The sequence below is a fragment of the Vibrio aphrogenes genome, from assembly GCF_002157735.2.
Lineage (GTDB): Bacteria > Pseudomonadota > Gammaproteobacteria > Enterobacterales > Vibrionaceae > Vibrio > Vibrio aphrogenes.
Genome location: NZ_AP018689.1, coordinates 2,116,608 through 2,134,702, shown reverse-complemented (window position 1 = coordinate 2,134,702; position 18,095 = coordinate 2,116,608). Strand labels below are relative to the sequence as shown.

The 18,095-nt window shown below is 42.4% G+C and carries 16 protein-coding genes; 7 read left to right on the top strand and 9 right to left on the bottom strand.

All coding sequences use genetic code 11. The features are described 5' to 3' along the window. Positions 1-5: 5 nt before the first annotated feature. The 5 genes from murC to lpxC all read left to right on the top strand — a co-directional run bounded on the left by murC (position 6) and on the right by lpxC (position 5,957). Positions 6-1,472: a UDP-N-acetylmuramate--L-alanine ligase gene (murC, locus tag VCA1004_RS09685; RefSeq protein WP_164520850.1), complete on the top strand. Its 1,467-nt coding sequence runs from the start codon at positions 6-8 to the stop codon at positions 1,470-1,472. Positions 1,473-1,631: 159 nt separating this feature from the next. Continuing rightward, complete coding sequence (locus VCA1004_RS09680; protein ID WP_232012649.1) at positions 1,632-2,408, top strand: cell division protein FtsQ/DivIB; 777 nt, start codon at positions 1,632-1,634, stop codon at positions 2,406-2,408. Then, on the top strand, positions 2,405-3,685 hold the full coding sequence (ftsA, locus tag VCA1004_RS09675) for a cell division protein FtsA (protein WP_086981579.1): 1,281 nt from the start codon (positions 2,405-2,407) through the stop codon (positions 3,683-3,685). Before VCA1004_RS09680 ends, ftsA begins: the two co-directional genes overlap by 4 nt. Before the next feature lie 33 nt (positions 3,686-3,718). Continuing rightward, positions 3,719-4,933 carry a cell division protein FtsZ gene (ftsZ, locus tag VCA1004_RS09670; RefSeq protein WP_086981578.1) on the top strand — a complete coding sequence of 405 codons (1,215 nt, stop codon included), beginning with the start codon at positions 3,719-3,721 and terminating at the stop codon, positions 4,931-4,933. Positions 4,934-5,033: 100 nt separating this feature from the next. Beyond that, complete coding sequence (gene lpxC / locus VCA1004_RS09665; protein ID WP_086981577.1) at positions 5,034-5,957, top strand: UDP-3-O-acyl-N-acetylglucosamine deacetylase; 924 nt, start codon at positions 5,034-5,036, stop codon at positions 5,955-5,957. A gap of 131 nt (positions 5,958-6,088) precedes the next feature. Here the strand turns inward: lpxC and VCA1004_RS09660 are convergent, their stop codons facing one another. Then, a complete protein-coding gene (locus tag VCA1004_RS09660) occupies positions 6,089-6,553 on the bottom strand; it encodes a DUF721 domain-containing protein (RefSeq protein ID WP_086981576.1) in 465 nt (154 codons plus the stop codon). A gap of 457 nt (positions 6,554-7,010) precedes the next feature. Between VCA1004_RS09660 and secA the strand changes: the two genes are divergently transcribed. Together secA and mutT are read left to right on the top strand one after the other, a co-directional pair. Then, on the top strand, positions 7,011-9,740 hold the full coding sequence (gene secA, locus VCA1004_RS09655) for a preprotein translocase subunit SecA (protein ID WP_086981575.1): 2,730 nt from the start codon (positions 7,011-7,013) through the stop codon (positions 9,738-9,740). A gap of 114 nt (positions 9,741-9,854) precedes the next feature. Continuing rightward, positions 9,855-10,253 (top strand): 8-oxo-dGTP diphosphatase MutT, encoded by a 399-nt coding sequence (gene mutT, locus VCA1004_RS09650; protein ID WP_086981574.1) that lies wholly within the window; start codon positions 9,855-9,857, stop codon positions 10,251-10,253. A gap of 443 nt (positions 10,254-10,696) precedes the next feature. Here the strand turns inward: mutT and yacG are convergent, their stop codons facing one another. The 8 genes from yacG to nadC form a co-directional block, all read right to left on the bottom strand. Continuing rightward, a complete protein-coding gene (gene yacG, locus VCA1004_RS09645) occupies positions 10,697-10,897 on the bottom strand; it encodes a DNA gyrase inhibitor YacG (RefSeq protein ID WP_086981573.1) in 201 nt (66 codons plus the stop codon). Positions 10,898-10,936: 39 nt separating this feature from the next. Then, on the bottom strand, positions 10,937-11,668 hold the full coding sequence (gene zapD / locus VCA1004_RS09640) for a cell division protein ZapD (RefSeq protein WP_086981572.1): 732 nt from the start codon (positions 11,666-11,668) through the stop codon (positions 10,937-10,939). A 45-nt stretch (positions 11,669-11,713) separates the two neighbouring features. Next, complete coding sequence (gene coaE / locus VCA1004_RS09635) at positions 11,714-12,337, bottom strand: dephospho-CoA kinase (RefSeq protein WP_086981571.1); 624 nt, start codon at positions 12,335-12,337, stop codon at positions 11,714-11,716. Between the two features lie 3 nt (positions 12,338-12,340). Further along, positions 12,341-13,234: a prepilin peptidase gene (locus VCA1004_RS09630; RefSeq protein WP_086981570.1), complete on the bottom strand. Its 894-nt coding sequence runs from the start codon at positions 13,232-13,234 to the stop codon at positions 12,341-12,343. Between the two features lie 37 nt (positions 13,235-13,271). Next, complete coding sequence (locus VCA1004_RS09625; protein WP_086981569.1) at positions 13,272-14,504, bottom strand: type II secretion system F family protein; 1,233 nt, start codon at positions 14,502-14,504, stop codon at positions 13,272-13,274. A 35-nt stretch (positions 14,505-14,539) separates the two neighbouring features. Beyond that, entirely contained in the window at positions 14,540-16,228 is a 1,689-nt protein-coding gene (gene pilB / locus VCA1004_RS09620) for a type IV-A pilus assembly ATPase PilB (protein WP_086981568.1), read from the bottom strand. After that, positions 16,228-16,686: a pilin gene (locus VCA1004_RS09615; RefSeq protein WP_086981567.1), complete on the bottom strand. Its 459-nt coding sequence runs from the start codon at positions 16,684-16,686 to the stop codon at positions 16,228-16,230. The genes pilB and VCA1004_RS09615 overlap by 1 nt, the downstream gene beginning before the upstream one ends. A gap of 395 nt (positions 16,687-17,081) precedes the next feature. Beyond that, positions 17,082-18,002: a carboxylating nicotinate-nucleotide diphosphorylase gene (gene nadC, locus VCA1004_RS09610; protein WP_086981566.1), complete on the bottom strand. Its 921-nt coding sequence runs from the start codon at positions 18,000-18,002 to the stop codon at positions 17,082-17,084. Positions 18,003-18,095: the final 93 nt, after the last annotated feature.

The following is an 18,095-nucleotide window of genomic DNA, read 5'->3' as shown; positions in this document are numbered from 1 at the left end:
AAAATATGTTAACCAAACAAAATCCAAATTTATCTGAATTACGCGCAATTGTACCGGAAATGCGTCGAGTAAAATGCATCCACTTTGTTGGGATTGGCGGCGCTGGCATGAGCGGTATTGCCGAAGTATTGTTGAATGAAGGCTATGAGATTAGTGGTTCTGATCTGGCTGAAAACCCAGTCACAGAACGATTAAAAAATAAAGGCGCGACTATCTATATCGGTCATCAAGCCGACAACATAAAACAAGCAAGCGTCGTGGTTGTCTCCACTGCGATTTCACAGGAAAATCCAGAGTTAATTGCGGCAAAAGAATTGCGTATTCCTGTCGTTCGTCGAGCGGAAATGTTGGCAGAGCTTATGCGTTTTCGTCATGGTATTGCAGTGGCGGGTACACATGGAAAAACCACCACAACGGCCTTAGTTACCCAAATTTATTATGAAGCGGGGCTGGATCCTACTTTTGTTAATGGCGGTTTGGTGAAAAGCGCTGGCACAAATGCTCGTTTAGGTTCAAGTCGTTATTTGATTGCTGAAGCGGATGAAAGTGATGCTTCATTTTTACATTTGCAGCCTATGGTAAGTATTGTGACCAATATAGAAGCGGATCACATGGATACGTATGGCGGTGACTTTGAAACATTAAAACAAACCTTCATCGATTTTCTACACAACTTGCCGTTTTATGGTCAAGCGATTATGTGTATTGATGATCCTATCGTGCGCGAATTGATCCCACGAGTGAGCCGTCAAGTGATCACGTATGGTTTCTCTGAAGACGCTGATGTTCGTATTGTTAATTATCAACAATCAGGTCAACAAGGTAAGTTTACTGTGCTACGTCAAGGTCATGCAGACTTAGATATTACGCTCAATATTCCAGGTAAACATAATGCTCTTAATGCTTCGGCTGCCATCGCGGTTGCAACGGAAGATGACATTGCCGATGAAGCGATTATTCGTGCCCTAGTCAGTACTCAAGGTACCGGGCGCCGCTTTGATCATTTAGGTGAGTTTGATACTGGAAATGGTCATGCCATGCTGGTGGATGATTATGGTCATCACCCAAGTGAAGTGGATGTGACGATTCAAGCGGCACGTTCTGGTTGGCCTGAAAAACGTTTAGTGATGATTTTCCAACCACACCGATACAGTCGTACTCGTGACTTATACGATGATTTTGCTAATGTATTAGAAAAAGTCGATGTATTGATTATGTTGGATGTTTACTCGGCAGGCGAAAAACCCATTGCTGGTGCTGACAGTCGTTCTTTGTGTCGAACCATTCGTAGCCGTGGCAAAATCGATCCTATTTTTGTCGATGCTTCTAATAAATTACCTTCCGCATTAGCGAGTCTACTTGAAGATAATGACTTAGTGTTAACACAAGGGGCTGGAGATGTTGGTCGTGTGGCTAAGAATTTGGAACAGTTGAAGTTGAATATTAATCAAATGAAAGTCATTAGTGAGTAAAATAGCGACGACTTTTATTGGCACTCTGCGTTTCGGTCAGTATAATCTCTGTTAATTGCACCTGTTATAGGGATATAGCGTCCGTTTTGCATCAAATAATGGGCATTTAATGAATAATTTAGAGTTTAACTGCTCATTATGAATATCACTGTAGATACCATGCTCGAACAACAACATCGGGATGAAGATACCCCGCGTCCATCACCAGTGAAACAGCATTGGTTTGGTGGGGTATTTTTTCTATTAGTGGTCATTGGAATCGCCTCATTATTATATTCAACCTTGAGTTGGATGACCGATGAACAACGTTTACCGCTTTCTCGTGTTATGGTTGAAGGTGATTTACACCAAGTTACTCCCCAACAAGTGCAATCCGCGTTGGCGGGATTAGCCACTTTGGGGACGTTTATGACCCAAGATGTCAATCAATTACAAAAAGCGGTGCAATCTTTACCTTGGGTTGAACAAGTTTCAGTTCGTAAACAATGGCCTGATTTAATTAAGGTGTATATTGTTGAATATAAAGCTATTGCTATCTGGAATGGGAATGCTCTTTTAAATCCTCATGGTGATGTTTTTAATGGTCATCCAGAGGACGTTCCTGAAAATTCAGTCAATTTATATGGTCCCCAAGGTTCAAGCAAACAAGTTTTAGATATTTGGAGAAGTAGTATGGCTAAGCTGAAACCGCTTGGTCGCACTATTACCTCTGTCGTGTTAAATGATCGACGGGCATGGCAATTAATTTTGGATAATGGCATTCGTTTAGAGTTGGGTAAAGATGCTCGCGAAGACCGTTTAAATCGTTTTATACAGCTCTACAGTCGCTTAGGTGATAAAGTAGACAAAATCAGCTACATCGATCTTCGATATGATACTGGGGCCGCCGTTGGTTGGATCCCAGATGATGATTCAGCACAAGAGAGAAATAAATGACGAAGACCGCAGAAGGTAACATTGTCGTTGGTCTTGATATCGGTACCGCAACCGTATCAGCCCTAGTAGGCGAAGTTCTTCCCGATGGCCAAATTAATATTATTGGTGCGGGGACGAGCTCATCTCATGGTATGGATAAAGGTGGTGTTAACGATCTTGAGTCAGTGGTGAAGTCCGTACAACGTGCAATTGATCAAGCTGAATTGATGGCAGAATGCCAGATCACAAGTGTGTATCTTTCTCTTTCTGGTAAGCATATCGCCAGCCGTATCGAAAAAGGCATGGGGGCAATTTCAGAAGAAGAAGTCTCTCAAGATGACATTGATCGTGTCATTCATACCGCAAAATCGATTAAAATTGGCGAAGAGCAGCGCATTTTACACGTGATTCCACAAGAATTTACCATCGACTACCAAGAAGGAATAAAAAACCCACTTGGCTTGTCGGGAGTTCGTATGGAAGCGAGTGTGCATTTGATTTCTTGTCATAACGATATGGCTCGAAATATTATTAAAGCCGTCGAGCGTTGTAACTTAAAAGTTGAACAATTAATCTATTCAGGTTTGGCATCAAGTAACGCGGTTATCACTGATGATGAGCGTGAATTAGGCGTTTGTGTTATCGATATTGGTGCCGGCACAATGGAGTTATCCATTTGGACAGGTGGTGCGCTACGTCACACAAAAGTATTTTCCTATGCTGGGAATGCGGTTACGAGCGATATAGCCTTTGCATTTGGTACACCTGTCAGCGATGCTGAAGAGATAAAAGTAAAATATGGCTGTGCATTAAGTGAACTGGTCAGTAAAGATGATACAGTGAATGTGCCTAGTGTCGGTGGTCGACCTTCTCGAAGTTTACAACGTCAAACTTTGGCAGAAGTCATAGAACCTCGATATACTGAACTTATGGGCATGGTTAATCAAACGATTGATTCTGTGCAAGCTAAATTACGAGAAGATGGTATTAAGCATCATCTTGCTGCTGGTATTGTTTTAACTGGCGGTGCCTCACAAATTGAAGGATTAGTGGAATGTGCCGAGCGTGTATTCCGCAATCAAGTGAGAATTGGTAAACCCCTAGAGGTCAGAGGGTTAACTGACTACGTTAAAGAGCCATATCATGCAACTGCCGTTGGATTGTTACATTACGCCAAAGACAGTCAGTTTTATGATGAGAGTGAATATCAGCATACTGCACCAAAACAACAACGTTCTGGAAATGCAGTTTCTGATTTCATTCAGAAGCTACGTAATTGGATAAAAAACGAGTTTTAACCTGAGGCGAACAGGAAGAAACGGAGAAAACACATGTTTGAACCGATGATGGAAATGTCTGACGATGCAGTAATTAAGGTCGTTGGAGTTGGTGGCGGTGGCGGTAACGCTGTAGAACACATGGTGAGAGAATCCATCGAAGGGGTGGAGTTCATCAGTGTTAATACAGATGCCCAAGCGCTACGTAAAGTAAGTGTCAGTAATGTTATTCAAATTGGTGGTGATATCACCAAGGGTTTAGGCGCGGGTGCAAACCCACAAGTAGGCCGTGATTCTGCACTTGAAGATCGTGAAGCAATTAAAGCGGTATTGGCGGGAGCTGATATGGTTTTTATCGCTGCGGGTATGGGTGGTGGTACAGGTACTGGTGCAGCACCTGTTATTGCTGAAGTAGCAAAAGAGTTAGGCATTCTAACGGTTGCAGTTGTGACGAAACCTTTTAGCTTTGAAGGTAAAAAGCGTATGGCTTTTGCTGAACAAGGTATTGAAGAACTTTCTAAGCATGTTGACTCTTTAATTACGATCCCAAATGAAAAGCTTTTAAAAGTACTAGGCCGTGGTATCACATTGCTTGAAGCGTTTGCGAAAGCGAACGACGTATTGAAAAATGCGGTTCAAGGTATTGCTGAGCTAATTACACGTCCTGGTATGATGAACGTTGACTTTGCTGATGTGCGTACCGTGATGTCTGAAATGGGTCATGCCATGATGGGCAGTGGAATTGCAACCGGTGAAGATCGTGCAGAAGAAGCGGCAGAAATTGCTATTTCTAGTCCATTGCTAGAAGACATCGATCTGGCTGGAGCTCGTGGCGTACTGGTGAACATTACGGCTGGTTTAGATATGCGTCTTGAAGAATTCGAGACCGTTGGTAATACCGTGAAAGCCTTTGCATCTGATAATGCAACGGTCGTTATTGGTACTTCACTAGACCCTGATATGAGTGATGAAATTCGTGTGACTGTTGTGGCAACTGGTATTGGTAACTCTTACCAACCAGATATCACTTTGGTGAAAGGTACTGCAACAAAAGCAGCAGCGCCTCAACCTGCAGTGCAAACGGCACCAGCACAACAACCGGTAAAACAAGAAGAAGAGGCTCCACAGCCAATGCTTCGTACTAATAAAGTACCAGCAAGCACTGGGTCGAGCTCATCAAGTACTCATTCTAATACAGTGAAGAAACCGGATGAAAACGATAGTGGCTATTTGGATATCCCGGCGTTCTTGAGACATCAAGCTGATTGAGTTTAAACCAATTTGCTTGAAATGTTTCCAATATGTGATAGCATATCTGACCAGTCACTGGACTGACCATGATATATGGTATGAATTAGAGGCAATTTAGATGATCAGACAACGTACTTTAAAAGAAATGGTGAAAACAACTGGTGTGGGCCTCCACTCCGGTCGAAAAGTCACCCTTACGCTACGTCCTGCGCCTGCTAATACCGGTATTATTTATCGTAGAACAGATATGAATCCGCCAGTGGATTTTCCATCAGATCCAAGTTCTGTACGCGATACTATGTTGTGTACAGCATTGGTTAATGATGAAGGCATCCGAATTTCTACCGTTGAGCACTTAAATGCAGCTTTATCGGGAATGGGAATCGACAATATTATTATTGAGGTTGACGCACCTGAAATTCCAATTATGGATGGTAGTGCTAGCCCATTTGTTTACTTGCTACAATCAGCAGGTGTCGAAACCCTAAACGCACAAAAACGTTTTATTCGCATTAAAAAACCAGTACGAATTGAAGATGGTGATAAGTGGGCAGAACTTGTTCCTTATAACGGCTTCCGTATGGATTTTGAAATTGAATTTGATCACCCTGCGATTGATTCAGAACAGCAACATATGTTGTTTGATTTCTCATCTCAGGCTTTCATCAAAGATATTTCTCGTGCACGTACTTTTGGCTTTATGCGTGATATTGAGTACTTACAATCGCAAAACCTTTGTTTAGGTGGTAGCTTTGATTGTGCCATCGTACTTGATGAATATCGTATTTTGAATGAAGAAGGTCTGCGTTTTAGTAATGAGTTTGTGACTCACAAAGTATTAGACGCCATTGGTGACTTATACATGTGTGGTCATAGCATTGTTGGTGAGCTACGTGCTTATAAAACCGGCCATGCACTAAACAACCAATTATTACGTGCAGTACTTGCCGATCAAGAAGCGTGGGAATGGGCAACCTTTGAAGAAGAAGCCGGTTCTCCTGTTGCCTTTGGTGATGCGTTACCAAATACAGTATTAGCTTAATATAGAATTAAGTATGAAAAGCCAGACTGAGAAGTCTGGCTTTTTTTTGGATTAAACAAAGTTAGACACCTAAAGTACGGTATTGAGTGACTTCTAGTTACCGAAGCTGAGGTTAATTAGGACGATTGGTCTTATTTTGAGGTTTTCTTTTGTGCCAGTTGCGCCAAGCTTTTCAGCCTTTTTTGTAATTTAGGTGGAGCAAAGTCGGCCACCATTAAAATTGATTGGGCCGCTTCCTCGCTTAAGGAATGCTGCTTATAAGTAGGCTCATCTTCTTTAATGACAGGACCGCTATATAACTCGGGATTAATTTTAAATTCGATACCCACTAAGCGTGAAAAGCCTGCGCTACGTAACTCAGACAAAATTCGAATTCTTTCATAGTTGAGTTTCATTTGGATTGAAGCATTGGCCACTTCTATTAATAGTTGACTATGGCGAACATTCGCGGCTCGACAATGCTTTATCATACTTGGCGGTAAAATATTTTTTAAGACTTCATTAATGGATAATATTTCAGAGACATGCTCAGAAAATGCTTTCAGTTGCGTACCTGAAATCCAGTCTTGTGTGAGCTTAGGCCGATGGTCTCGCATGGATTCTCCCGCCAGAAAAACGTGGTGGCTATTATATCAGTTGCACTAATTATCACTTCATCCTGATTTGTTTACTTCATCTGGGTTTGTTAAAAAGTGTGATAACTGTGCTTTAAATCTTGATTGGTATTATTATGCGCCATCAAACATTAATAATGTCAAAAAATACTATTTTTGATCAAAAATAATGAGGATGAGTGCAAACAAAGACGTTTGTAGATAGAAGATAGTGTCAGAATCCCATACTATATAGACAACTTGTATAAATACCCACAGTTATTAGTGTCACTTGGTATAAGTGCAATCACTTGTCCTAATTACTTTGAGTATTGCTATTGAAAGTGGGCTTTATTGGCACCATATGACAAGTAGACCAAATTATCTCAGTATTCTTAGTATTGAATTGTGAGAAGCTGAAGCATAGATCCGAAAGATCAGGAAGAGAGATTCGTAAATAATGTTAACTAAGTTACTGACCAGTGTGATTGGCAGTCGTAATGACAGAACACTACGCCAACTGAGAAAAATCGTAAATCAAATTAATAGCTTCGAACCAGAATATGAAGCGCTAACCGATGAGCAACTTCAACATAAAACCATTGAGTTCCGTGAACGTCACAACAATGGTGAATCATTAGATAAATTATTACCAGAAGCGTTTGCCACTGTTCGTGAAGCATCAAAACGAATTTATGGTATGCGCCATTTCGACGTTCAGTTGATTGGCGGTATGGTCTTAAATGCTGGCAAAATTGCAGAAATGCGTACGGGTGAAGGTAAAACCTTAACAGCGACCTTAGCGGCTTATTTAAATGGTATTGCGGGTAAAGGGGTTCACGTTGTTACCGTGAACGATTACTTAGCAAAACGTGACGCAGAAACGAACCGAGAATTATTTGAATTTTTAGGTATGACGGTAGGGATTAACGTACCTAACATGATCCCTGCGGAGAAAAAAGCCGCTTATCAATGTGACATTTTATACGGCACCAACAACGAATTTGGTTTCGATTACTTACGTGACAATATGGCATTTCGTCCAGAAGACCGCGTACAGCGTGAGCGATTCTTTGCGGTGGTCGATGAAGTTGACTCCATCTTAATCGATGAAGCTCGTACTCCATTAATTATTTCGGGACCGGCAGAAGACAGTTCAGAGCTTTATACTCGAATTAATACCTTAATCCCTCACCTTGAACGTCAAGATGAAGAAGATACGGAAGAGTATCGTGGTGATAAACACTACACCATTGATGAAAAAGCCAAACAAGTTTATATGACGGAAACGGGTCAAGAATTTGTCGAAGAATTGTTGATTAAAAATGGCCTGATGGAAGAAGGGGATACACTCTATTCACCGGCTAACATCAGCTTATTGCATCATGTGAGTGCTGCGTTACGTGCCCATGTGTTATTTGAAAAAGACGTAGATTACATCGTTAAAGATGGTGAAGTGATCATCGTTGATGAACATACTGGGCGTACTATGCCTGGTCGTCGTTGGTCTGAAGGTCTACACCAAGCGGTAGAGGCAAAAGAAGGCGTTAAGATCCAAAATGAAAACCAAACGCTAGCATCGATTACCTTCCAGAACTATTTCCGTTTGTATGAAAAACTGTCTGGTATGACAGGGACAGCGGATACGGAAGCTTTTGAATTCCAGTCTATCTATGGTTTAGATACGGTTGTTATTCCAACGAACCGCCCAATGATCCGTAACGATATGCCGGATGTGGTTTACCGTACAGAAAAAGAAAAATTTGATGCCATTATTGAAGACATCAAAGAGCGTGTAGCGAAAGGTCAGCCGATCTTAGTCGGTACGGTTTCGATTGAAAAATCAGAGCTGCTTTCTAATGCACTCAAAGCCGCCAAAATTAAGCATAACGTTTTGAATGCTAAGTTCCACGAACAAGAAGCGGAAATCGTTGCTCAAGCAGGTACACCTGGTGCGGTGACCATTGCAACTAATATGGCGGGTCGTGGTACCGATATTAAATTAGGTGGCAGTTGGGAAAACCAAGTTGAAAAACTGGAAGCTTCTCAGGGTTCACCATTAGATGAGGCTCAAATTGCACAGATTAAGGCGGAATGGAAAAAAGTCCATGATGCGGTATTAGAGTCTGGTGGTTTGCATATTATTGGTACTGAGCGCCATGAATCTCGCCGTATCGATAATCAGCTACGTGGTCGTTCTGGTCGTCAAGGTGATGCCGGTTCTTCACGCTTCTACTTATCAATGGAAGATTCTTTATTACGTATCTTTACTTCAGAGCGTATGGCAGGTCTTATCCAAAGTGGTATGGAAGAAGGAGAAGCCATTGAAAGCCGTATGTTGTCGCGTTCTATTGAAAAAGCGCAACGTAAAGTGGAAGGCCGCAACTTCGACGTGCGTAAGCAGTTGCTTGATTACGATGACGTTGCCAACGATCAACGTAAAGTGGTGTATGAACTGCGTGACGAGTTGATGGGTGCAGAAGATATCAGTGAAATGCTAGAGCAGAATCGCATTGATGTCTTAAGCTCGGTCTTTGAGCAATATATACCACCTCAATCTCTTGACGAAATGTGGGATGTCAAAGGGTTAGAAGAACGCTTACAAGCTGATTTTGATTTGGCTCTGCCGATTCAAACTTGGTTAGACGAAGATGAGAAATTGTATGAAGAAGTGCTGCTGGAGCGAGTGATCAGTGAAGCAAGTGCTATCTACAAACAAAAAGAAGAAGCCGTAGGTGCTGAAGTCTTACGTGGCTTTGAACGTCAAGTAATGCTACAAACGCTTGATAACTTATGGAAAGAGCATTTAGCAGCCATGGATCACCTTCGTCAGGGTATTCACCTACGTGGCTATGCGCAAAAAGATCCTAAGCAAGAGTTTAAGCGTGAATCGTTTGAATTATTTGGTGAGCTACTTGATAGCTTAAAATTCGATGTCATTTCTACATTGAGCCGTGTGCGTGTTCAGCAACGTGAAGAAGTGGATCGTATGGAAGAGCAACGTCGCATTCAAGCAGAAGAAGCTGCTCGTAATCAACAGCTGCAACATGAATCTGCGGATGGTTTAGATGACTCGGAAGAGTCTGCATCGAATCAACCAAGTGTACGTGAAGAGCGAAAAGTAGGGCGTAATGAGCCTTGTCCATGTGGTTCAGGCAAAAAATACAAACAATGCCACGGTAAAATTTAACCGTAGTGATTGAAATATCAAAAAGGTCGCAATCGTTGCGGCCTTTTTATTATCAGTACATCCATTGTAAGGCGTGGCCTTTGATGAATAGCAATTGAAAAATAAGGGAGAACGATGAAACGTATTCACATCGTCGCGGCAGTTATTTTAAATTCTCAACAAGATCAAATTTTCATTACCAAGCGTCCAGAGAAGTTACATAAAGGGGGGTATTGGGAGTTTCCCGGTGGTAAAGTCGAACTCAATGAATCGGCGGAACAAGCATTGATCCGTGAGTTACAAGAAGAAATCGATATTACCGCGACTCACTTAGAGCGCTTAGAACACTTTGACTTTGATTACACCGATAAAAGTTTAACTTTCGATTTTTTTGTGGTCTCTGCTTTTGAAGGTAAACCATACGGAAAAGAAGGCCAAGAAGGGAAGTGGGTCACGATCGGAGATTTGAACGACTACGCCTTCCCAGAAGCGAATGTACCGGTGTTAGAGAAAGTCATCGCCCGTTTTGGTTAAAAGCGATTCGAGTCTCGGTTATCGGGCGCTATGCTGCTCGTTTCTCGGGAAAGACAGTCGTTAGTTTCGAGTCCCTAGTTGCTAGGAAAATCAGCGTTGAATCTGGTTGCTCGATACACAAACAGCGTCATTCCGTAAATGAGCCTAAACGAAGAAGATACGGAATCTTCGACAACATGTGAGACTCAAATTGTGGGGGGAGATCCTGAACTGCGCTCCTACGTTGCTTTTCAGGATGACGCTTTTATGGATGCATTTTCTCGAAACTCGCTTTCTTTTCCTAGCCACCAGAAGTTCCTAGCCATCAGAAGTGAAACGGCCGGATTCCGAGAAACGATCACGCTTTTCGACTCTCGAGCAAAGCGTCCCCGCACCTTGGCTCTTGCTTCTGGTTCTTTTTGAGTTCCGAGCAGCAACGCGCCCTAATTACGAGTAGCGAAAACCTATTCTGACCACCCATCTGAGTCTGACATGTCAGGTGCGCCTGGAATGGATTTTTCTTCATCAGCCCACTCACCAAAATCGACTAATTGGCATTGTTTGCTACAAAAAGGGCGATAAGGACTGATCTCACCCCACACGACTTCTGTTTGGCAAGTAGGGCATTTTACTATGGTGATTTTTTTCGGAGTTGCTTGGGTCATCAGATAAAGCCTAGAGTGTTCTGAGAAAGTGGTGTCAGTTTAACAAACTGCGAGCGTAAACTCGACATCTTGGCTGTAAGCCATACTGGTTTCAAAGCTAATAAATTTGATCACAAAGCGATTCTTATGCCCTGAAATCATAGGATAGACACCGAGTTGAGATGGAATATCTAAGCGTAAGATATTCGCGTCATTGGCATCACTTTGAAAAAAACCATTGCGAGCAATTTGTGGCTTATAACGTCCCGTTTCTCGAAGAAGCTTTAGTAATAATTCGAGGGCATTATGCAGAGGTTTCAAGGTATGTAGCCATCGGTTGACATCTATTAAGCGCTTTTCTTGCGGTAAATGTTGCCAATAGTGTAATGCGGGAAGATCAAAGCAGCAATTGCCACCTGGTAAACTGAAACGCTGTCGGATGGTATTTAAAAATCGATCTTCTTTTAGAGACACCCCAAACCGCTCAGCAGCCATTACCGCTTTAAAGTTAGCATCAATATCATGTAGAACTTGAGTGAGTAAGCTTTGATCCACTCCTGGTACATTCGACCAATTTTTAAAAAGTAGTTTTTGTTTTTCGAGCTCTTTGGTGAGTTCAGATTTCACATGGATCTGTTCAAAGAGGTCCATTAAATCAAATAAAGAACGAAAGAACAGCTGACTTTCTAAGGGTGATGCTAACTTGGCCGATTTATGCAGTTGCCTCAGTAGAGTTTCTACTCTGAGGTAAATTCGTACTTTTTCTGTTAATGGATGTTCGAATTTCAGCATAGCGCCTTCAAATAATGGTGGTGCGTGAATGTTCTGTCTCTATTGTCACCGAATTTGTTCGCTTAAAGCTAGGTACTTTTTGTGTAAAACTGTGACTTGAGATAAAAGTTTTTGTTTTGCTTGCTCATCGAGTGGGGCATCGTTGTTGATGACATCGTCGGCATAAGATAAACGTTGTTCTCGAGAAGCTTGTGAAGCGAGAATGGAGCGAGCTTGTTGTTCGGTCACACCATCACGCTGACAAGTGCGCATGATTTGAGTGTGAGGCTCCACATCGATAACCAATAATCGGTCAATATTTTTCTGCCAATCGTTTTCAATGAGCAGAGGAACTACTAACAGTGCATAAGCGGATTGTACGGATTGAAGTTGCTGATCGATACGTTGGCGAATTAATGGGTGTAATAAATCGTTGATCCATTGTTTATCGTGCGGATGAGCAAAAATACGTTCTCGCAATTGGGCGCGGTTTAGTTGTCCGTCTTGGGTTAACATCTCCACGCCAAAGTGTTCTACGATGGCCTTCAAGCCGACGCTATTAGGCTCGACAACCTCTCGTGCGACCACATCGGCATCGACAATATCAATCTTAAAATGTTGTGCAAAGAGGTTAGCAATCGTGGTTTTGCCACTGCCAATGCCTCCAGTTAAGCCTACTATCATGGTCATGGTTTACATACCTAACATATTGGTAAGATACCAAGAGGTTAAATCATTCCCCCAAATAAGACAAAACCATCCTGCAATGGCTAAATATGGGCCAAATGGAAATGCCTTTTCTATCCCTCGTTTTTGCAAACGTAATTGAATAATGCCAAAGATTAATCCAACTAAGGAAGAGAGTAAAATAAGCAGTGGCAATTGTTGCCAGCCAAGCCAAGCCCCTAGAGCGGCCAACAGTTTGAAATCGCCATAACCCATGCCTTCTTTACCTGTCAGTAATTTAAAGGCCCAAAAGACAATCCACAAACACAAGTAACCGGCCATGGCACCAATGACTGCATCTTGTAAAGAAACAGGGCTGATGTGAAATAAAGATAACGCGATGCCTGCCCACATTAAGGGTAAAGTCAGTTGGTCGGGCAATAACATGGTATCAAGGTCGATAAAGGTGGCAGAGACTAAAACAAAGGTAAAAAATAATAAGGCCACGCCATACCAATCGGCAGGAAAATACATGCCAATGACCACACACAAAGCCGCCGTAAGCAATTCGATAGCGGGATAGCGAAAGCTGATAGGGTTGGCACATTGATGGCATTTACCTCGAAGTAAAAGCCAACTGAGCACAGGAATATTATCGATAGCCCGAATTTGAGTATCACATTTAGGGCAGCGGGAACGTGGCACATTTAAGTTAAACGGTTTGTTTAGTGCTGCGAGTTGCGATTTAAGTTCAGGGTCTTGTGCTAATTGGGGAAAGCTTTCAAGGCATTCTTGTTGCCATTCTCGTTCCATCATGATGGGTAAGCGGTGGATGACCACATTTAAAAAACTGCCAATAATCAAGCCAAAGAGTCCGGCAACAATTGGGAAAAGAATAGGATAATAATCAAAAATGAGCATGAGATTACAACTCGGTCTAATAAAACATTAATTTCTCTTAGAATACACTAACTAGCTTAAAGATTGGCAGGTAAAGTGAGACAACAAGCCCACCAACTATGACGCCAAGAAACACAATAATCGCAGGTTCAATAATTTTACCTAGGTTATCGACGGTGTTATCGACTTCAAATTCATAAATAGCAGCCACCTTATTGAGCATATCGTCTAAGTTTCCTGACTCTTCGCCGATCATGACCATTTGTAACACCATTTCAGGAAAAGCTTCTGCATTACGCATGGCGATGTACATGGGCATCCCCGCGGCAGTATCTCGATGTACTTGTTCAATCGCGACTTGATAATGTAAATTTCCTGCGGTTTTGGCTGTCGTTAATAAGCTACTTAGAATAGGAATTCCGGCACTAAAGCTGGTGGCTAAGGTACGGCTAAATTTAGCAATGGCGGCCTTAGAAAAAACACCGCCTAATACCGGTATCTTTAATGCGAAGCGGCTGGTTTTTAAACGGATATTAAACGATCGTTTACGGGCTTCTTTTAGTCCTAGAATCACAATGATGACGGCTAGTATCATGACAAAGAGATAACTTTGAATAAAGTGAGAAAGGTTGATCACCTGTTGCGTAAACCAAGGTAATTGGGCGCCAAATCCTCGAAACATGGCTTCAAATTCAGGGATGACCATGGTTAGCATTAAGATGGAGACCAGGGTGGCGACCAGGATCACCATGCCTGGGTAGATCATCGCTTTGATCACCTTAGAGCGTAATTCTTCACTTTTTTCTCTATATGTCGCAAGGCGGGCAAACACATCGGCCAAATTACCCGTTTGCTCACCGGTGGTAATAAGATCGCAATAAAAAGGGTCAAAGAACGGGCTCGCCGAGCGCATGGCCTTTGAAATCGGAGTCCCGGCTTCAATCTGAAGGCTAATTTGCGATAAGATCGATTTCATTTCTGCTTTACGTTGGTTATCTGAGATCAGTTTTAAAGCTTGTACTATGGGGACGCCTGTGGCCGTCATGGTAGCTAATTGACGGGTTAATATGGTGATATCTTTGCTATTTATCTTATGGCTCATTTTAGCCACTATCGAGACGCTACGACGTTTGAGCTTTTTTATTTGAATTCTTTGCTCTTTTAACTTAGTACGCACTTCCGTTTCATTCATCGCCAGCATTTGTCCGGAGACTTTTTTGCCTACATTATTTACTCCGCGCCATTGAAAGTTCTTTAAAGCGGGGGCTTTTAGTGTCGATGTTTGTGCCATCTAGCCATATCCTTCTATTTTGATTTCAACCCAAACTAGAAATACAACACGCGTTGTAGCTCTGAAAAACTGGTGATGCCTTGTTTTAAGTTGTCGATCCCCGATTGACGTAAGGTCGCCATTCCTTGTTTTACCGCAATCATTTCAATCTCATTGGCCGAGGCTTTTTTAATGACCGCATTGGCAATTTCTGTAGTAAATGGCATGACCTCATAGATACCAACACGCCCTGAATAGCCACCGGTACACTCCGAGCAGCCCTGTTTGTTGGCGGTAAAAATAGGGATGTTGTTATCGATATGAAAGGTTTGACGTAATGCTTCTGGGAACTCATCAACTTGTTTGCAATGAGGACATAAACGACGCGCTAAACGCTGAGCGATAATCAAGCTTAATGAGGAGGCGAGATTAAAAGCTTCAATTCCCATGTTGGACAAACGGATGATGGTTTCAGCCGAAGAGTTAGTGTGTAATGTAGATAGTACTAAGTGACCGGTTTGTGCGGCTTTAACTGCAATTTCAGCTGTTTCAAGATCTCGTATTTCACCGACCATGACCACATCAGGATCTTGACGTAAAAATGCTCGTAAAGCGGCCGCAAAGGTGAAGCCAATTTTGGGTTTTACTTGTACTTGATTGATCCCTGTTAAGTTGATTTCAACCGGATCCTCTGCAGTAGAAATATTTTTATCTGGGGTATTGAGTAAACGTAGGCCGGTATATAAAGAGACGGTTTTTCCACTACCAGTTGGGCCGGTCATCAGGATCATACCTTGGGGTTGTTGCAAGGCATCAAGATACAGTTTCTTTTGTGTTTCGCTATAGCCGAGTTTATCGATGTTTAAATTGGCCGCACTGCTGTCGAGTAGACGTAAGACGATTTTTTCCCCCCATAAAGTTGGTAGGGTGGAGACGCGCATATCAATGGCCGTATCCGCATTTAAGCGAATTTTAATGCGGCCATCTTGTGGTAATCGACGTTCGGCAATATCCAGTTTTGACAGTATTTTTATCCGTGCAGCAAGTCGCCTTCCAAGATGAGGGGCAGGGCGATTGGTTTCTAATAAAATGCCATCACAACGTAAGCGCACGCGATAGATATCTTCGTAGGGTTCGAAATGAATATCGGAAGCCCCTTTGCGGACAGCATCGAGCAATATTTGGTTGATAAAGCGGCTGACAGGGGCCTCATCTTGGCTTAAATCTTCCGTTTCTTGAATCTCATCACTGCTGACTTCCACCAAGTTTGCAAGTTCATCTTGGGTTATGTCTTTGCCTTTATGGTGTTCAGAATGAACCGCGCGGCCATACAAGCGTCGAATCGCCCCTTCCAATTCTTTGCAATCGGCAAGCATGAGTTCTATTTGCTTACCAGTCGCAAAACGGAAGTCATTTTCAATTTCATTATTGGTGGGATCGGCGACAGCGATCAAGAGACGGTGAGGATCCATCTGCAATGGAAGAACTTGATGATTTACGATCAGATCTCGCATGCCTAGTTGCTCACACACTTGCGTATATGGATAGTGCGTTAATTGAGCCTGTGATAAGGCAAAGAGTGTCGTGAGTTTATTTAACAGTTGATTGCTAGACAGAAATCCAGCGTCCACGCAAGCCACGGGGACGCTTTTATTATCGTTTAAAACGCTGCTCACCACTAACTGCTCTTGCTCAGGATTCAAGAGTTCCGCTTGGCGTAAAATGGAGGCAAGGTTGGTGTTCATTAGTTAGTAATAGAGCCTACAGATTGACAACCTCTTGGAAGAATATTGACACTTGCAGATACGGTACTTTCACAATCCCAAATCCCATCAGCATCACGAACTAAAGCTATTTTTTTACCAGTAAATTGAGATTTTGAACCTAGGTTTAAAATTATAGCTCCAGCAGCAGAGGCTCCTGTGCCTGGTGCTGAAGTGATTGTTCCAAGAGAGCTTGATACACCTAATTGTGAACTTGAATAATTAGGAAAAGAGCCTGTTGAAGCTATTCCATCTTCCATATTGATTTTTAAAGCCGCAATTGTAGCAAGGGCAGAACCTAGTTCAGCTTTCTTTACATAATTTTGATATTGCGGAATTGCAATCGCAGCCAGCACACCAATCACTGCCACTACGATCATTAATTCAATTAACGTAAAACCTTGCTGTAGTGTCTTCTTACTTTGTTGTAATGGTTTCATTTTCATCTCCGTGAATAATTAAAGGGTATTACCTCGCCAAGAGTAGATGGCTAAGAAAAAAAGAAAATTGTCGATAAACACCGTTTCGACTGAGTTTGAAATCTAGGTAGATGATTACATTGCAAAAGAAAAATAATGCGAGGCAATTAATACAAAATAAGGCCGTTCAGGAGCATTAAGATAAGAACAGGAGCAAGTGAAAGTATGAATTTAGTTGGAAATGCTGAACTTAAAATGGAATCGATATCACGGAGATGGATTATTGGAGGTTCGGGAAACGTTGTTTTCAGGTGATAACTTATGGTTAAAGAGGTTGATGATCGCTTTGGGGGAATTTCGATAAGTAACACAGCCGAGTTACCAGCAGTAGCCCGGCCAGTTCTTGTGGGGGACGGTTATTCAACAACTCGCATCGATAAATCCATGGCTTTTATATGCTTAGTTAATGCACCGACTGAAATGTAATCCACTCCGGTTTGAGCGTATTCATTTAGAGTTTCTAACGTGATGTTACCTGAGTTCTCTAAGGCGGCTTGACCTGTGGTTAAACCATGCTCTAATCCAATATTTTTATTGAGCTCGACAGCAGCGATCATCATTTCTTTAGTGAAATTATCAAGCATCACAATCTCTGCGCCCGCGCGAATGGCCCTTTCGAGTTCTTCTAATGACTCCGTTTCTACTTCGACCGGTTTTCCTGGGTTAAGCTCTTTTGCTGTGGTGATGGCTTTCTCAATGCTGCCACACGCGAGGATGTGGTTTTCTTTAATCAGATAAGCATCAAAAACTCCAATGCGATGATTGAAGCCACCTCCGCAAGTAACCGCATATTTGAGTGCACTGCGCAAACCGGGAATCGTTTTACGAGTATCCAATAAGCGGCAATCTGTCCCCTGTAACTCTTTGACGTATTGGGCTGTGATGGAAGCACAACCTGATAGCGTTTGAATAAAGTTCATCGCATTACGTTCACCGGTTAATAAAATACGAGCAGGGCCAGTTAAGGTGCATAAGGTTTGATTGGGCTCAACGGTGTCACCATCAACGACGTGCCACTCAATGGTGACTTGACCACCGAGTTGTTTGAATACTTCATCAGCCCATGCTTGACCACAAAATACCCCATGCTCACGCGTAATTATTTTGGCGGTATTGACCGCATCCGCTGGAATTAGGCTGGCGGTGATATCAGCATTAGGATCGAGTGTGCCACCTAAGTCTTCTTTTAGGGCATCGGTTACCATACGAGTGATTTCGGTCGGCAAATGGCGCTTCAAATAGTCAAGACGAGACTGGTAATCATGGGCTGTTTTCATTGGGCAAAATCCATATTTTTGTGATGGGACCATGATACTGCAAGGGAAAACGATTTTCGAGCATTACAATTTTCGGTTTTTTGTTGTCTATTT

What these genes read in the sequence shown, in the direction of transcription:
- murC (WP_164520850.1), top strand. Translation starts at nt 6, where the DNA reads ATGTTAACCAAACAAAATCCAAATTTATCTGAATTACGCGCAATTGTA.
- VCA1004_RS09680 (WP_232012649.1), top strand. Translation starts at nt 1,632, where the DNA reads ATGCTCGAACAACAACATCGGGATGAAGATACCCCGCGTCCATCACCA.
- ftsA (WP_086981579.1), top strand. Translation starts at nt 2,405, where the DNA reads ATGACGAAGACCGCAGAAGGTAACATTGTCGTTGGTCTTGATATCGGT.
- ftsZ (WP_086981578.1), top strand. Translation starts at nt 3,719, where the DNA reads ATGTTTGAACCGATGATGGAAATGTCTGACGATGCAGTAATTAAGGTC.
- lpxC (WP_086981577.1), top strand. Translation starts at nt 5,034, where the DNA reads ATGATCAGACAACGTACTTTAAAAGAAATGGTGAAAACAACTGGTGTG.
- VCA1004_RS09660 (WP_086981576.1), bottom strand. Translation starts at nt 6,553, where the DNA reads ATGCGAGACCATCGGCCTAAGCTCACACAAGACTGGATTTCAGGTACG.
- secA (WP_086981575.1), top strand. Translation starts at nt 7,011, where the DNA reads ATGTTAACTAAGTTACTGACCAGTGTGATTGGCAGTCGTAATGACAGA.
- mutT (WP_086981574.1), top strand. Translation starts at nt 9,855, where the DNA reads ATGAAACGTATTCACATCGTCGCGGCAGTTATTTTAAATTCTCAACAA.
- yacG (WP_086981573.1), bottom strand. Translation starts at nt 10,897, where the DNA reads ATGACCCAAGCAACTCCGAAAAAAATCACCATAGTAAAATGCCCTACT.
- zapD (WP_086981572.1), bottom strand. Translation starts at nt 11,668, where the DNA reads ATGCTGAAATTCGAACATCCATTAACAGAAAAAGTACGAATTTACCTC.
- coaE (WP_086981571.1), bottom strand. Translation starts at nt 12,337, where the DNA reads ATGACCATGATAGTAGGCTTAACTGGAGGCATTGGCAGTGGCAAAACC.
- VCA1004_RS09630 (WP_086981570.1), bottom strand. Translation starts at nt 13,234, where the DNA reads ATGCTCATTTTTGATTATTATCCTATTCTTTTCCCAATTGTTGCCGGA.
- VCA1004_RS09625 (WP_086981569.1), bottom strand. Translation starts at nt 14,504, where the DNA reads ATGGCACAAACATCGACACTAAAAGCCCCCGCTTTAAAGAACTTTCAA.
- pilB (WP_086981568.1), bottom strand. Translation starts at nt 16,228, where the DNA reads ATGAACACCAACCTTGCCTCCATTTTACGCCAAGCGGAACTCTTGAAT.
- VCA1004_RS09615 (WP_086981567.1), bottom strand. Translation starts at nt 16,686, where the DNA reads ATGAAACCATTACAACAAAGTAAGAAGACACTACAGCAAGGTTTTACG.
- nadC (WP_086981566.1), bottom strand. Translation starts at nt 18,002, where the DNA reads ATGAAAACAGCCCATGATTACCAGTCTCGTCTTGACTATTTGAAGCGC.